The organism is Rhizobium acaciae, from assembly GCF_025941625.1.
Classification (GTDB): domain Bacteria; phylum Pseudomonadota; class Alphaproteobacteria; order Rhizobiales; family Rhizobiaceae; genus Rhizobium; species Rhizobium acaciae.
This window is the reverse complement of sequence record NZ_JAPCZO010000001.1, coordinates 103501-116785: the sequence shown is the minus strand read 5'-3', so window position 1 is coordinate 116785 and position 13285 is coordinate 103501. Positions and strand designations below refer to the sequence as shown.

General features: G+C 62.8%; 15 protein-coding genes and 1 pseudogene. 10 read left to right on the top strand and 6 right to left on the bottom strand.

Features of this window, described 5'->3' with window-relative positions; translation table 11 throughout:
• Positions 1-11: 11 nt before the first annotated feature.
• From dhaL to OLZ32_RS00600, 6 genes are read left to right on the top strand one after another with little or no spacing between them, the layout of a single operon-like run.
• The gene (gene dhaL / locus OLZ32_RS00625; protein WP_017988667.1) at positions 12-632 is read left to right on the top strand and encodes a dihydroxyacetone kinase subunit DhaL; all 621 of its coding nucleotides are present in this window, start codon (positions 12-14) and stop codon (positions 630-632) included.
• Entirely contained in the window at positions 629-1027 is a 399-nt protein-coding gene (gene dhaM, locus OLZ32_RS00620; protein ID WP_003540653.1) for a dihydroxyacetone kinase phosphoryl donor subunit DhaM, read from the top strand. Before dhaL ends, dhaM begins: the two co-directional genes overlap by 4 nt.
• A complete protein-coding gene (locus OLZ32_RS00615) occupies positions 1027-1383 on the top strand; it encodes an HPr family phosphocarrier protein (protein ID WP_011652425.1) in 357 nt (118 codons plus the stop codon). Before dhaM ends, OLZ32_RS00615 begins: the two co-directional genes overlap by 1 nt.
• On the top strand, positions 1367-2971 hold the full coding sequence (locus tag OLZ32_RS00610) for a putative PEP-binding protein (protein ID WP_017988668.1): 1605 nt from the start codon (positions 1367-1369) through the stop codon (positions 2969-2971). Before OLZ32_RS00615 ends, OLZ32_RS00610 begins: the two co-directional genes overlap by 17 nt.
• A 1-nt stretch (position 2972) precedes the next feature.
• Positions 2973-3380: a hypothetical protein gene (locus tag OLZ32_RS00605; RefSeq protein ID WP_003540656.1), complete on the top strand. Its 408-nt coding sequence runs from the start codon at positions 2973-2975 to the stop codon at positions 3378-3380.
• 51 nt (positions 3381-3431) lie between these two features.
• A complete protein-coding gene (locus tag OLZ32_RS00600; protein WP_003540657.1) occupies positions 3432-4424 on the top strand; it encodes a dihydroxyacetone kinase subunit DhaK in 993 nt (330 codons plus the stop codon).
• Positions 4425-4434: 10 nt separating this feature from the next.
• Here OLZ32_RS00600 and OLZ32_RS00595 read toward each other — a convergent pair whose 3' ends face one another.
• The 3 genes from OLZ32_RS00595 to OLZ32_RS00585 all read right to left on the bottom strand — a co-directional run bounded on the left by OLZ32_RS00595 (position 4435) and on the right by OLZ32_RS00585 (position 6829).
• Positions 4435-5163, bottom strand: a complete 729-nt coding sequence (locus tag OLZ32_RS00595; RefSeq protein WP_264395287.1) for an esterase family protein — start codon at positions 5161-5163, stop codon at positions 4435-4437.
• Positions 5160-6119: an acetylxylan esterase gene (locus tag OLZ32_RS00590; RefSeq protein ID WP_264395286.1), complete on the bottom strand. Its 960-nt coding sequence runs from the start codon at positions 6117-6119 to the stop codon at positions 5160-5162. The genes OLZ32_RS00595 and OLZ32_RS00590 overlap by 4 nt, the downstream gene beginning before the upstream one ends.
• An 89-nt stretch (positions 6120-6208) precedes the next feature.
• Positions 6209-6829, bottom strand: a complete 621-nt coding sequence (locus tag OLZ32_RS00585; protein ID WP_264395285.1) for an NAD(P)H-dependent oxidoreductase — start codon at positions 6827-6829, stop codon at positions 6209-6211.
• Between the two features lie 93 nt (positions 6830-6922).
• Between OLZ32_RS00585 and OLZ32_RS00580 the strand changes: the two genes are divergently transcribed.
• Together OLZ32_RS00580 and OLZ32_RS00575 are read left to right on the top strand one after the other, a co-directional pair.
• Positions 6923-7594: a TetR/AcrR family transcriptional regulator gene (locus tag OLZ32_RS00580; protein ID WP_264395283.1), complete on the top strand. Its 672-nt coding sequence runs from the start codon at positions 6923-6925 to the stop codon at positions 7592-7594.
• 42 nt (positions 7595-7636) lie between these two features.
• Positions 7637-9142, top strand: a pseudogene (locus OLZ32_RS00575) (epoxide hydrolase family protein).
• A gap of 39 nt (positions 9143-9181) precedes the next feature.
• On the opposite strand, the gene OLZ32_RS00570 reads toward OLZ32_RS00575, so the two are convergent.
• A complete protein-coding gene (locus tag OLZ32_RS00570; protein WP_264395281.1) occupies positions 9182-9964 on the bottom strand; it encodes an alpha/beta fold hydrolase in 783 nt (260 codons plus the stop codon).
• Positions 9965-10335: 371 nt separating this feature from the next.
• On the opposite strand from OLZ32_RS00570, the gene OLZ32_RS00565 reads away from it, so the two are divergent.
• Complete coding sequence (locus tag OLZ32_RS00565; RefSeq protein WP_017988675.1) at positions 10336-11028, top strand: GntR family transcriptional regulator; 693 nt, start codon at positions 10336-10338, stop codon at positions 11026-11028.
• Positions 11029-11033: 5 nt separating this feature from the next.
• On the opposite strand, the gene OLZ32_RS00560 is transcribed toward OLZ32_RS00565, so the two are convergent.
• Both OLZ32_RS00560 and OLZ32_RS00555 read right to left on the bottom strand, forming a co-directional pair.
• The gene (locus OLZ32_RS00560) at positions 11034-11429 is read right to left on the bottom strand and encodes a hypothetical protein (RefSeq protein WP_003540671.1); all 396 of its coding nucleotides are present in this window, start codon (positions 11427-11429) and stop codon (positions 11034-11036) included.
• Between the two features lie 120 nt (positions 11430-11549).
• Positions 11550-12161 (bottom strand): O-methyltransferase, encoded by a 612-nt coding sequence (locus OLZ32_RS00555; protein WP_264395273.1) that lies wholly within the window; start codon positions 12159-12161, stop codon positions 11550-11552.
• A gap of 262 nt (positions 12162-12423) precedes the next feature.
• Here OLZ32_RS00555 and OLZ32_RS00550 point away from each other — a divergent pair, with 262 nt between their 5' ends.
• Positions 12424-13194 carry a siderophore-interacting protein gene (locus OLZ32_RS00550; RefSeq protein ID WP_264395271.1) on the top strand — a complete coding sequence of 257 codons (771 nt, stop codon included), beginning with the start codon at positions 12424-12426 and terminating at the stop codon, positions 13192-13194.
• Positions 13195-13285: the final 91 nt, after the last annotated feature.

Here is a 13285-nt window from a genome sequence, read left to right as displayed (position 1 = left end):
CGACAGGGAGGATGGCAGTGCAGGCGGAACCGGTGCTTGTGGCAGGATTGATCGAGGTGTGTCGCGCGACGATCGCGGCAAACAGCGATCATCTCTGCGCGCTCGATCGCGCCATCGGCGATGGCGATCATGGGACCAATATGCGGCGCGGCTGCGAGGCGGTGAGCGCCGAAGGCGAGAGCCTGTCGAGCCTGCCCTTCCCCGACGCCATGGAAAAGATCGGCCTGACGCTGGTGATGAATGTCGGCGGTGCCGCCGGGCCGCTCTACGGCACGCTGCTGATGGAGATCGGCCGCGAGCTTCGCAAAAGCGAGGCGAAGACTGATTTTTCGCTGGTGCTGAAACAGGCGATCGATGCCGTCGCAAGACGCGGTCGGGCGCATGCCGGCGACAAAACCCTGCTCGACGTGCTCTATCCCGTGCATGCGGCACTCGCCAGCCGCTCGCCGCTCGGCGCAATCGCCCGCAGGGCGGAGCGTTCCGCCAGCCGCACGGCTGACATGAAGGCGATGCGCGGGCGCGCGGCCTATCTCGGCGACCGCTCGATCGGCCATGTCGATCCCGGCGCGTCGAGCTGCGCGCTGCTGACCACGGCGATCTGCCGCTATCTCGGGGAGCATCGTCCGCAATGAATGGAAAGACCGCAAATGTGGGTATCGTGATCGTCTCCCACTCGCCGCTGGTGGCAAGGGGGATCGCCGATATGGTGCGACAGATGGTGGGCGACAGCGTGCCGCTCGCCTGGTCGGGCGGCAATGTCCATGGCGAACTCGGCACCGATGCCGGCGGCATCCTAAGAGCGATCGAGGCTGCCTGGTCCGATGCCGGCGTCGCCGTCTTCGTCGATCTCGGCGGCGCCGAAACCAACAGCGAGATGGCGATCGAAATGCTGGGCCTTCCCCGCGCGGCCCTCGTCTCCATCTGCAATGCGCCTTTGGTTGAAGGCGCCGTCATCGCCGCCGCCGAGGCGTCGGGGGGCGCGTCGCTGGCCAAGGTCGTCGCCACAGCCGAGGAACTGTCCCCCTGATGACGAGCGGATTGCGTAGTGAAAAACAGGAGCCCGAGCCATTGCCCGAGCCATTTAAGGTGAATTGCCAGACGGAGGTAGAAGTCAAGCACGGCGTCGGGCTGCATGCCCGCCCCTCCGTCACCTTCACGCGGCTTGCCAAGTCCTTCCCCTGTTCGATCGAGATCGCCGTCAACGGCAGCGACGTCTGGCTGAACGGCAAGAGCATCATCAAGATCATGGGTGCGCGTATCCGAAAAGGGTCGATCCTCCGGATCCGCGCCGACGGCATCCTCGCCGAAGAGGCGATCCGCGCGCTGAAGGAACTCATCGAGCGCAACTTCGATGAGGAAAAGAAACATGGCCGAACCGCTTAGACTGAAAGCCAAGAGCGCATCCCCGGGCATCGCATCCGGCCCGGCCTTTCTCGCGGAGGAGCCGAAGGCTCCTTCCGTTGCCGAGCGGCCGGACGCTGCCCCTGCGTCCCGAGCCGTTGGTGGATACGGCGCGCTGGAGAAGGCGATCGACATCTCGATCGGCGAACTCGAGCACCTTGCCGATGGAGCCGATGCCGAAAGCCGGGATATCATCGATTTCCAGATCGAGGTGCTGCGCGATCCGACGATCGCGGAAGCAACAGGCGCGCGCATGGAAGCCGACGAGAACGTCGTTTTCGCCTGGGTCGCCACCCTCGACGCCTATATCGGTGAACTCGAAGCGGCCGACGAAGAGCAGATGCGGGCACGCGCTGTCGATATTCTCGACATCAAGAACCGCGTGCTCGGTGCCTTGTCCGGCACCCCGATCGCCGATTTCCCGCCCGGCTCGGTCTTCGTTGGCAAGGACATGGAGCCGAGCCGCTTTCTCGCCCATGACTGGTCGAAAGGCGGCGGCATCGCGCTGTTCGCAGGCAGCACCGCCGGCCATGTCGCCCTGCTCGCCCGGGCGAAATCGGTGCCGATGGTGATCGGCACAGGCCGCTTTTCAGCCGCAGACGGAGATCCTGTCGGCGTGGATGGCGATGCCGGTACAGTGATCCTGCAGGCGGGCGGCATGCTGATCCCGCCGCTCGCGCCTGCACAGGCGCCTACCGCCGACACGCAGAACGAAAGCGGCGAACTGCGCACGGCGGACGGCGTGCCGATCCTGCTCTCGATCAACATCAACGACCCCGCCGAGATCGACGCGCTCGATCCGGCAACGGCAGGCGTCGGCCTGATGCGCTCGGAATTTTCAATCACCTCCGTCGCCGATGCCGCCAATGAGCAACGGCAGCTGGCGATCTATCGCCGCGTGCTGGAGCAGGCGGGCGACAGGCCAGTGACGATCCGCATGCTCGATATCGGCGGCGACAAGCCGCTTGCCGGCCTCGAAGACCTGCCGGGTCAGGCCCCGGGCCTGCGCGGCATCCGACTGCTGCTTGCCCGGCCGGAAATCGCCCGCGTCCAGGCTCGCGCCCTGCTACGCGCCGCGGTCTTCGGCAGGCTTTCGGTGATGCTGCCGATGGTGACCTTTCCGGACGCGATCGACAGGATGCGCGAGCTGTTCCGCGAGGAAGCCGAAAAGCTCGGCCGCCGATCCCTGCTCCACCGGATGCCGCCGATCGGCATGATGGTGGAGGTGCCGGCCGCGGCGTTGATGCTCGATACTTTCGGGTCAGCAGCATTCTTTTCGTTCGGCACCAATGATCTTACCCAGTATCTCGCCGCCTCCTCTCGCGACGATATCGACGCGGATGCCGGCAATGCGGCGCCTGCCGTGCTCCGGCTGCTTGCCCAGGCGGTGAAGCTGACCGCCGGCAAGCCAGTCAGCATCTGCGGCGACATGGCCGGCAATCCGCACTATCTGCCCGGGCTGCTCGCCGCCGGCCTCCGGCATTTTTCCGTGGCGCCGGCCCGGCGTCCCGCGATAAGATCGGCGATCATCGGCCTCAACGCCGATGGCACAAAGGCAGCCGGAGAGTAGAATGGCGCGCGAAGACACCGAAGACGCCATTATCGCCTACAAGTCCATTCTGGCGCAGATCATCGACAACAGGCCGTCGGGCACGCGCCAGCGCCTGGCGACCGCTCTTGGAAAACATCGCAGCTTCGTCACCCAGATCACCAGCCCGACCTATGCGACGCCGCTGCCGGCGCGCCATCTCGCCACAATCGTCCGCGTCTGCCATTTTAGCGCCGCTGAACAGGAGCGCTTTCTCGAAGCCTATCAGGCCGCCCATCCCGGGAAGCTGCCGGACCTCGGTCATTCCGAGAAATTGCGGCACCTGTCGCTGATGGTGCCCGACTTCGGCGACGACAGGAAAAACCGCCTATTGGAAGAGGCGATCTCCGATCTGGTGCAGAAGATCGTCGCGATATCGGGTGCCGAATGACGCGTGCGCTGGTTGACGTAACGTAATGCTTTTGGCCTTGGGAGGGGCTTGATGAAGAAATTCATGAACACTGCGGAAACCATGGTCGCCGAAAGCGTCGAAGGCTTCGTGCGCGCCCATGAGGCCTTCGTGGTGTTCGGGCCCGAGCGCAAGTGCATCCGCCGCCGGCATCTCACCCCTGGCAAGGTAGCGCTGATCTCCGGCGGCGGCGCCGGCCACGAGCCGATGCATATCGGCTTCGTCGGCCACGGCATGCTGGATGCCGCCTGCGTCGGCCATATCTTCACCTCTCCCACACCGAGCCAGATCATCGCGTCCATCGAAGAGGCCGATACCGGCGCCGGCTGCCTGCTCGTGGTCAAGAATTACGACGGCGACCTGATGAATTTCGAAATGGCGATCGAGATGGCCGGCGACCGCCACAACATCGACATGGTCGTCGTCAGCGACGATATCGAGACATCAAGGTCCGGCGAAGGCAATGGCCGGCGCGGCGTTGCCGGAACGCTGATCGTCGAAAAGCTGCTGGGCGCTGCAGCCGAACGCGGCATGTCGCTTGCCGAGTTGAAACAGCTTGGCGAGGGATTGAACACCCGCATCCGCTCGATGGGTGTCGCGCTGAACGGCGTGACGGTGCCGCAGACCGAGCGCACGACATTTTCGCTTGGGCCAGGCGAGATGGAAATGGGCGTCGGCATCCATGGAGAACCCGGCCATGCCAGGCAGCCCTTCGCCGCCTCCGACGCGATCATCGGCCATCTCTGCGAAACCATCGCCGGCGACATCGCGGCAGCGCCCGATACCAAGGCCTTGCTCTTCGTCAACGGCCTCGGCGGCACCCCGCCGGCCGAACTCTACCTTGCCTATAACGGCGCCCGCCGCTTCATCGAGCAAAGCGGCATTCCGATCGAGCGCTCACTGGTCGGAACCTATGTCACCTCGCTCGACATGCAGGGACTGTCCGTCACCCTTGCTTTGCTGAGCGACGAGGAGATTGCGCTCTGGGACGCGCCGGTGGCGACGGCGGCGCTGCATTGGCCATAACGGCGCGCCCTCAAATATAAAGCGGCGCCATCTTCCGCCAGGCGCCGGCGCGGTGGGCGCGTCCATCCCAGACATGCAGCTGATGGCCGATATTCTTGTCCGCGAGCAGGTGGCTCAGATAGCGGTTGTTGTCGAGGAAGGGGTCGGCATCGCCGATGGTGAGAACGATGTCGCGCTCACGCAGCCTGTCGAGCCGCCAGTCGCTGCCGAGCCCTGGAAGAAAATGCGCCGGCGTGTGGAAATAGACGCTGTCGTCGTAATAGCCGTCGAACAGGTCGCCGAAGGATTCCACCCTCATCGTCAGGTCGTAGCGGCCGGAAAAGGCGACGAGCTTGCGGAATAGATGCGGATGGCGAAAGAACAGGCTCGCTGCTTGGAATGCGCCAAGACTGCAGCCATGCACGATGGTGCAGTCATGCCGGTTCTTCGCCGCCATCAGCGGCAGCACTTCGTGCAGGATATAATCCTCAAGGGCGCCATGCCGGCGGATGCGCTCGGCCGGGTGACGGTGAAAGCCGTAAAAGGTTTCTGCCGCCAGGCCCTCGATGCAATAGAGCTGGAGATGGCCGGCCTGCAGCTTGTCGGCGAGACTCGCGACCAGGCCGAGCTGTTCATATTCGAAGAAGCGCCCGTCCCGCGTCGGAAATACCAGCACCTTGGCGCCGGCATGGCCGAACACCAGCATCTCCATGTCTCGATGCAGCCGCTGGCTGTACCAGCTGAGATATTCGCGGTTCATGGCACCCTGAAAAACTGTCCGATCTTGTCGCGGAGAACCGCCTCTTGCTCAGCACTGCCAGGATAGTCGAAATGCCCCGCATCCAGGATGAAGATTTCATTAAATTTCGGTAGCGCATTTGCGACAGCGAACTGGCAGGGTGGCGCGACGGAAGGATCGAAAAGGGCGACGGCAACCAACATCGGCACCTTGATCCGGGAAGCGGCACTTGCCGCATCGTAGAGGCGTAGCGTCTCCAGCACATCCGGGTGTTTCTTGTGATACTCCTGCACCGACTGCGCGCTGCCGACGGTCGGCAGCGTTAGCCGCAGCGGCTGGTCCCCGAAGGTCGGCAGCGCCAGATGACCGCGATCGATACGCTGGTCGTAAGCGATCGCCATTGCGCCGACACCGCCGCCGAAGCTGATGCCGCTATAGCCGATATGCCCTGACACCCAGGGATAGAGCGCAACCAGCGTCGACACGGCAAGCCACAAATCCTCGACGCAGCCGCCGATGATATAGGATCCAGGCTTGTCGATATCGTGCAGCACATGCCAGGAGGGATTCTGCGAAATCGGCGGACGGGCGCTGAGCGACAGCCCGCGGCAGCAGGGAAAGAGCACCGCCGTCTGCTCGACCGGCAGATCGAAATCGGGACGATCCCGCCCGCCATAACCATGCCCGACTACAAGGCCGCGCCGCACCTCCCCTTGACGTGGCAGGATGAGCCAGCCGCCGATCCGGAACGAACCGGTCGAGAGATAGACGAGATCGAGTACATGCCAATCGGGATGGGTGATCTTGCTCCAGCGCAGCACCGGCTGCGGATCGACCGCCAGCGCCTTGAGATACCGCGCCTTCCAGAAATCATCGAAGCCGGCAGGCGCCTCGGGCGGCTCGACCGCGAGAAGTTCTTCGAGCTGCATTCCGTAGGTCGGATCGAAATCGAAGGGATGTGTCGTCGGAATACTCATCCAAGGCTTGTCTCGTGAAAAAGCCGGCGGCGCAAGACTCTGCCCGCGCCAGCCAGCAAAACCGCGCCGTCGGATCTCGCGCTACATCGTTACGCCGCGTCGGCCGCCTTGCGTTGCCGGGAGGCATCAAAAAGCCTGCGGCCGATGACGTGCGCAGCCTCCAGATGAGCGGTTGCATGGTCCGGTCCGGCTTCGAACAGCACCTCTGATGTCACGACCCGGGCGCCGCAATAGTCGAAGAGCCCATGATCGATTTGCGTCTTCATCGCGCCGAAATAACCGTGCCGCGCATAGGTCCTGACATCAGCGCCGCCGAGGCCGACCAGATGCACCGGCAGTCGGCCAAGCCGCTTCACCAGCCTGGCATCCGCGCCGTAGTCGTAAGCCCAGCCATTGGTGAAGACCCGGTCGATCCATCCCTTGAGCAGCCCCGGCATCGACCACCAGTAGACGGGATAGACGAGCACCAGCGCATCGGCGCGGTCGATCCTTGCCTGCTCGGCGGCAACATCGGCGGGCAACACCCCTTCCCTGAGATGCAGGGCGATATCGGCAGCACTGAAGCGAGGATCGAAGGCCTCGGCCGCAAGATCGGCGATCTCGAAGGAATGGCCGGCATCGGAAAGCGTGATGCCCTCGGCGAGATGCGCAGCAACGCCATGGGTAAGCGACCGGGGATCGGGATGCGCGACGACGATGAGTGCGTGCATGGCGAAAACTCCTGCTGAATGATTGTGGATGGACGGCGCAGCCTGTATACCTTTGGTAAGCTACTTTCAGTAAGTTACTTTTGGTATATAGTGATGTCAAGCGCCGAAACAACAGATCAGCCGACCGATCCGCAGCCGCGCCGCCGCATGTCGCGGCAGGATCGGCATCGCCAGCTTCTCGACGTCGCCTGGCAGATCGCCCGCGACGAGGGAACGGAAGCGCTGACCCTTGGCCGGCTTTCCGAGCAGGCGGGCGTGACGAAACCCGTGGTCTACGATCATTTCGAAACCCGCCCCGGCCTGCTTGCGGCGCTCTACCGCGAATTCGACGCCCGCCAGACCACAGTGATGGACGCAGCCCTTGCGGCAAGCCAGCCATATCTCGCCGACCGGGCCGCGGTCATCGCCACCTCCTATGTCGATTGCGTGCTTCTCCAGGGCCGCGAAATCCCCGGCGTCATTGCCGCGCTCGCTGGCTCACCGGAACTCGAAAGGATCAAGCGCGAATATGAGGCGGTTTTCATCGAGAAATGCCGCATTGCGCTTTCGCCCTTCGCCGGCACCGGCACGATCGCCGCAGCCGGCCTCTGGGCCATGCTCGGTGCTGCCGAAGCCCTCTCCTATGCCGCAGCCTCAGGCGATATCACTGCCGTCGAGGCAAAGGATGAACTTTTCGAGACCATCGTCGCGATGGTGGCGAGAAGTATGGGCGGCGGCACGCATCCCGATCACCTGCGCAATACGGCCGGCCTCGCATCGAGATGATCCGGCGGGAATATCTGTATCGAATCCACCGCCCGCGTCGCCATGGAACTCGGTTATTCGCGACCCTGGTGAGCGACGCGACGGCCGCCTTCTCGCACCTAATAATGCATGCTGCGCACAAGCTGAACGGCCCGACCTACGCCCATGCTATTCTGACGACGGCCGAACTCATCGAAGTCTTGCCCAAGGCGTCTGCTTCAAAGGAGACAATGCCATGACCATGCTCTTCAAAATGCTCGCAAGTGCCGACTCGGAATCCCTGAACCGCGACCGGCGCAGGTTTCTGACCACCGCGGCGATCGGGATCGCCGCCGCGGGCGCGAGCAGCCTGTTTCCGTCCTATCCGGCATCGGCTGCCACGGGAGATGCGATCCGCCCGTTTCGCGTCGACACTCCCGAGGCGGACCTCCTCGACCTTCGCCGGCGCGTGCTGGCAACACGCTGGCCCGAACGCGAGACGGTCGACGATCAGTCGCAGGGCATAAAGCTTGAAAAGATCAAGCCGCTCGTCGATTATTGGGGCACCGGCTACGACTGGCGGAAGCGAAGCTGAACGCGCTGCCGCAATTCATCACCGAGATCGACGGCCTAGACATCCACTTCATTCACGTCCACTCGAAACATCCGAATGCCCTGCCCGTCATCATCACCCATGGCTGGCCGGATCGGTATTCGAGAACCTCAAGATCATCGGCCCGCTCACCGATCCGACCGCTCATGGCGGACGCGCCGAAGATGCGTTCGACGTAGTCATTCCGTCGATGCCGGGGCTACGGCTTCTCCGGCAAGCCGACCGGCACCGGCTGGGGGCCGGACCGCATCGCGCGGACTTGGGCAGAACTGATGAAGCGCCTCGCTTACAGCAGCTACGTCGCCCAGGGCGGCGACACGGGCTCGCCGGTCTCCGGCGCGATGGCACGGCTCGCGCCACAAGGTCTGCTCGGCATCCACATCAACCTGCCGGCTGTCGTGCCGCCCGAAGTTGCCGCGGTGCTCGCCGCGGGCGGGCCAGCGCCGCAGCGACACTCCACCGAGGAACGCGCGGCGTTCGATGCCCTCAGCGCCGCAGCCAAGATGGGGAACAGGTCCTATGCCACGATGATGGGCACGAGACCGCAGACGATCGGCTACGCCATATCGGACTCCCTGGCCGGCCTTGCGGCATGGACGCTCGGTCATCCAGGCTTCGCGCACTGGACCTAGGACAGCAGCGATCCCGAAAAGTCTCCCGACGAGGTGCTCGACGACATCACGCTTTACTGGTTGACCAACAGCGCCGCTTCCTCGGCCCGGATCTACTGGGAATATGGCGGCGGGCGCAGTCCCGTCCTTGCGGCCGGGGAGAAGACCTCCAAGATCGCGCTTCCGGTCGCCATCACCGTCTTTCCTGGGGAGAGCTAACAGGCCCCGGAGACATGGGCCCGTCGCGCCTATCGCAACCTTATCTATTTCCACAAGGTCGACAAGGGCGGCCACTTCGCCGCCTGGGAGCAGCCGGAGCTCATCTCCGCCGAGCTTCGAGCAGCGTTCAGGCCGCTGCGCCGGTGACCAGCCGGCGAACGGCCCTGCCGCTTCCCGGCCTCGGCATCAGTCCGTATTCTGCCCCGCCGCCGTGAGGATCAGCTTTGTGATCTCGTCCGGGTGGGAGATCAACGACAGATGGCTGGCCTGGATTTCAATGGTCTTTGCTCCCATGCGTTTGGCCATGAAGCGTTCGAGATCGGGATTTATCGTCCGATCCTCGGTCGAAACGGCATACCAGCTCGGCTTCGAACGCCAGGCGGCCTGTGTCGTCTTGCCGGTCAGCAGCGCCTTCTGGAACGGTTGCTGCACGGCGTAAAGAACTTTCGCCTTCGCCTCCGGCAGGTCGCCGGCGAAATCTCGCAGGAATGCTTCCTCGCTCAGCCGACCCTCGTCGCCGTCGAAGACGATGCCGGCCGAAGCCGGCGGCGTCGGGAAGGTTTTGGCGAGAGCAGTATAATCCTCACCTGCATCCGGCGCCCGCGCCGCGACATAGACGAGCGCCGAAACGTCAGGGTGTACGCCGGCCTCCGTGACCATCATGCCGGAAAACGAATGCCCGACCAGAACCGTCGGGCCATCCTGCCGGTCGAGCACCCGCTTCACGGCAGCGACGGCCTCGGGCAGCGTCGTCAGTGGGTTTTGCACCGCCGTGGCATTGAGCCCGGCGGCCTGCAGGCGCGCGATCACCTCGGTCCAGCACGAGCCGTCGGCAAACAGCCCGTGCGCCAGCACGACGTTGCGCGCCTTTACGGGAGCGGATGTCGCAGCCATACCGCGGGTAGCAAGCAGAGAAGCGGCGGCGCCGGCAACAAGGGCAGCCGAGAAAGTCCGTCTGTTCATCATCATGATCTGGTTCCTTGTGCGTCCAGGAATTGAAGGATCGAAAGCATGCTGGTTTGGGACCGAAGAACCGAAGCCAAGTCGAAATCGGTTGGTCTGTGATGCCATGTCGGCACGGTTTGCTTTGCCCGGCGCGAGGCGTTGGCCGTCGCCGCGTTGCGGCTCCCGTCGTATTCAAATTCAGTATTGGAAGCGGCTTCGTGTATGCAGAAGCCTGCTTGCTGGAGATTTATGTATTCCCATCCGATATAAAGTCAATTATTGAATACGTAACACCTTCGTGATGCTATCAGTGTATACGCCTAGCGGCACGTCGATCGCATTTGCATACACAATCGATAGAGCCGTCGAGGTTGAAACAGATCGGAGATAACGGAATGGCGGGTGGTTTCGAAATCGAGGATGACGGCGATGATCGCGGGTTGCTCTCCGACCGCATTCGCAACGCCCTGACGGACGAGATCGCCACCGGCACGCTGGCGGCAGGCGCAGCGTTGGACGAACAGCAGCTTGCCGATCGCTTCGGCGCCTCCCGCACGCCGGTTCGCGAAGCGTTGCGTCAGCTGGCGGCGGGCGGCCTCGTCGAGCTTCGCGCCCGGCGCGGCGGTGTCGTCGCCCGCATGACGCCGGAACGCATCATGGAGATGTTCGAGACTGTTGCCGAAATCGAGGCCATATGCGTCAAGCTCGCCACCTACCGCATGACGCCGCTGGAGCGCAGCCATCTGATCGAACTGCACGACCTCTCAGAGCCGATTGTCGAAGCCGGCGATTTCGATGCCTATGACAGCTTCAACCGCCAATTCCATGAAGCGATTTATCACGCCACCCACAATAGCTTCCTTGCCGAACAGGCGATCGCCGTGCGCAACCGCCTGAATGCCTTCCGGCGCACGCAGCTGCGCCAGGGCGAACGGCTCCGCCGATCCCGGGACGAACACGAGGCAATCATGCAGGCGATCGCCGAAGGCGACGGCGAGATGGCATCCCGGCGCATGCGCGCCCACATGCTGAACGCCGCCACCTCGCTCAGCCGTTTCATCGACACCAAGAAGCCGGGAGGAGTTTGACGTTCTCACGGCACGGGGCAGCGGTATTTATAGGCGATCAACGTCGTCATCAGCTCGTCGCCGGTGGCCTCGCGAATGCCGGGATTCTCTTCCAGGAATGTACACAACGTATTGCCGATTGCTTCCGCGGTCGTTCCAACCGGCACACAGACATTTACCCCAACGGAGTTGGCAAAATACGCCGAGTTCACCATTGCTTTCGGCGCAGGAACGACTTCAGTGAAAATACGGCGGGCCAAATACTCGTCCCGGTTCCACTTGTCCAGCCAACCCGCGACATATCCGACGACAAACTGCCGGGAGCCGCCGCAATCAGAATAAAGCAGGTCACCGCTGGAAAATCCGGCGGGAATCTTTGCTGAAACCGTTGCCAACAGGGTGGCGATAAGAATGCCCGACATCACATCTCCAAAGCTCGCGATGGCGGAGCTTTGATCGGGAAAGTGTCGGAAATTAGCTTCAAACGTGTCATCTTTTTTGCTGCAACCAAAAATAAAATGGCCGCTGATCTCACCTCAGCCTCAATCGAACCGACTGACCTCAAGCCCGCTGCCGACCGGCAGCAGCACGCTTGATATCCCGGGCTTGGCGCGGACAGCCTCGCCGTAGCGTTTGATATCATCGCCTCCCGGGCGCAGCATGTTGTCAGCGACGATGATCGCGCCCGGATTGAGCTTGGGGTAGAAGGCTTCAAGGCAGGGAACGTAGAGATCCTTCCAGAGATCCACCAGCACGAAGTCGATGCCCTGGGAAAGCGCGCCGATCATCTGGACCGCATCGCCGACCTTGAATTCCACATGCTCTGCGAGCCCTGCCTTGACGGCCATGTCGCGTGCATAGGCAGACTTGTAGTCGTGCATTTCCATGGTGATCAGCCGCCCGCCGGAAGCGCGCGCGGCTTCCGCCAGCCAGATCCCGGAATAGCCGAAGGAGGTGCCGAGTTCGAGAATGGTCGGGCTCTTGAGGCTCTTGGTGAGGATATTGATGAACTGCCCGGTCGCAGGCCCGACCGCCCGCAGCCGCTGATCTTGTCCTCCATCGCGCCCGCCGGGAGGCAGCTCGCGTGGGCTGTTATGCTCCGTCTCGATCATCGCATGATAGATGTCGAGCACGTCCTGGATTCTGCTGTCCATTGTCTTCTCCATAACCGCTGATCGGTCGATCATTGCCCAACCGGAACGGCGCCGGAAAGTTAAACTTTGGCAATCATCGCCCTTGTTGACCACCTTGACGTTGCACATGCCGCCGTCGTCGGCTACATCATGCCGTCAATGGTCGGGTCACCCGGCCACGTAAGCGTTAACGTCACTCAACGCGTATGATCGAACGGCTTTGCGGCTTCGATCTGCGCGACTGTGTCCTGCGGATCGAGCTTCAGAAGCCCCAGAAGGACACATGGATAACAATCAATTCAAAGATCAAGCTTCATCGACCCCTGGCATCGAGCGGATCCGCCACGACACGCGGCGGCGCTTACTGACAGTCGAAAGCGTCGTCGATATCACTCCGAGCATGCGCCGTGTCGTATTGGCAGGTGACGATCTCGCCGATTTCATCAGTCTCGGTGCTGACGACCACATCAAGATCTTCATTCCCACTGCCGATGGCGGAGAAGAGCGCCGTGACTACACGCCGCGCCGCTATGACAATGCCGAGCGGAGATTGACCATCGACTTTGCCTTGCATGAGGCAGGTCCGGTGACGAAATGGGCGATCGACGCCGGCCCGGACGACAGGCTCGAGATCGGCGGACCAAGAGGCTCCGCCGTAGTGTCGAAGACCGTAAAACGATGGCTGCTGATCGGCGACGAAACAGCACTGCCGGCGATCGGCCGCCGGATCGAGGAAAGCGGCGCCGGAACCGTCGTCACCACAATCGCGGCCGTCACCGGCCCGTTGGAAGAGCAGACCTTCGAGACATCGGCCGAGCTGCACCTCCACTGGGCGCACCGGCCGCTCTCTCAGGCAACCGATGCCGCAGCGCTGCTGAAACTCTTGAGTACGGTCGATATCAAACCGGAAACCTTCATCTGGGTCGCGGCGGAAGCGTCGGTGACACGCGATATCCGCGCCTACCTGCTGGAACGAGGTTGCCCGCTCGGCTGGATCAAGGCTTCCGGCTACTGGGTGTTCGGCAAGGCCGATACGACCGAGAAATTCGGCTAGGACAAACCCGCATTCCATTTGGTGATGAGTTCTGACTCACTTCGTTCCGGATTTTATGATCCGGAACGATCAGATGGATGTGAAGAGGTAT

Coding starts and splice junctions, on each gene's coding strand:
- OLZ32_RS00550 (WP_264395271.1), top strand. CDS start 12,424: ATGGATAACAATCAATTCAAAGATCAAGCTTCATCGACCCCTGGCATC.
- OLZ32_RS00565 (WP_017988675.1), top strand. CDS start 10,336: ATGGCGGGTGGTTTCGAAATCGAGGATGACGGCGATGATCGCGGGTTG.
- dhaM (WP_003540653.1), top strand. CDS start 629: ATGAATGGAAAGACCGCAAATGTGGGTATCGTGATCGTCTCCCACTCG.
- OLZ32_RS00580 (WP_264395283.1), top strand. CDS start 6,923: ATGTCAAGCGCCGAAACAACAGATCAGCCGACCGATCCGCAGCCGCGC.
- OLZ32_RS00560 (WP_003540671.1), bottom strand. CDS start 11,429: ATGTCGGGCATTCTTATCGCCACCCTGTTGGCAACGGTTTCAGCAAAG.
- OLZ32_RS00585 (WP_264395285.1), bottom strand. CDS start 6,829: ATGCACGCACTCATCGTCGTCGCGCATCCCGATCCCCGGTCGCTTACC.
- OLZ32_RS00555 (WP_264395273.1), bottom strand. CDS start 12,161: ATGGACAGCAGAATCCAGGACGTGCTCGACATCTATCATGCGATGATC.
- OLZ32_RS00570 (WP_264395281.1), bottom strand. CDS start 9,964: ATGATGATGAACAGACGGACTTTCTCGGCTGCCCTTGTTGCCGGCGCC.
- OLZ32_RS00610 (WP_017988668.1), top strand. CDS start 1,367: ATGGCCGAACCGCTTAGACTGAAAGCCAAGAGCGCATCCCCGGGCATC.
- OLZ32_RS00595 (WP_264395287.1), bottom strand. CDS start 5,163: ATGAACCGCGAATATCTCAGCTGGTACAGCCAGCGGCTGCATCGAGAC.
- OLZ32_RS00615 (WP_011652425.1), top strand. CDS start 1,027: ATGACGAGCGGATTGCGTAGTGAAAAACAGGAGCCCGAGCCATTGCCC.
- OLZ32_RS00600 (WP_003540657.1), top strand. CDS start 3,432: ATGAAGAAATTCATGAACACTGCGGAAACCATGGTCGCCGAAAGCGTC.
- dhaL (WP_017988667.1), top strand. CDS start 12: ATGGCAGTGCAGGCGGAACCGGTGCTTGTGGCAGGATTGATCGAGGTG.
- OLZ32_RS00590 (WP_264395286.1), bottom strand. CDS start 6,119: ATGAGTATTCCGACGACACATCCCTTCGATTTCGATCCGACCTACGGA.
- OLZ32_RS00605 (WP_003540656.1), top strand. CDS start 2,973: ATGGCGCGCGAAGACACCGAAGACGCCATTATCGCCTACAAGTCCATT.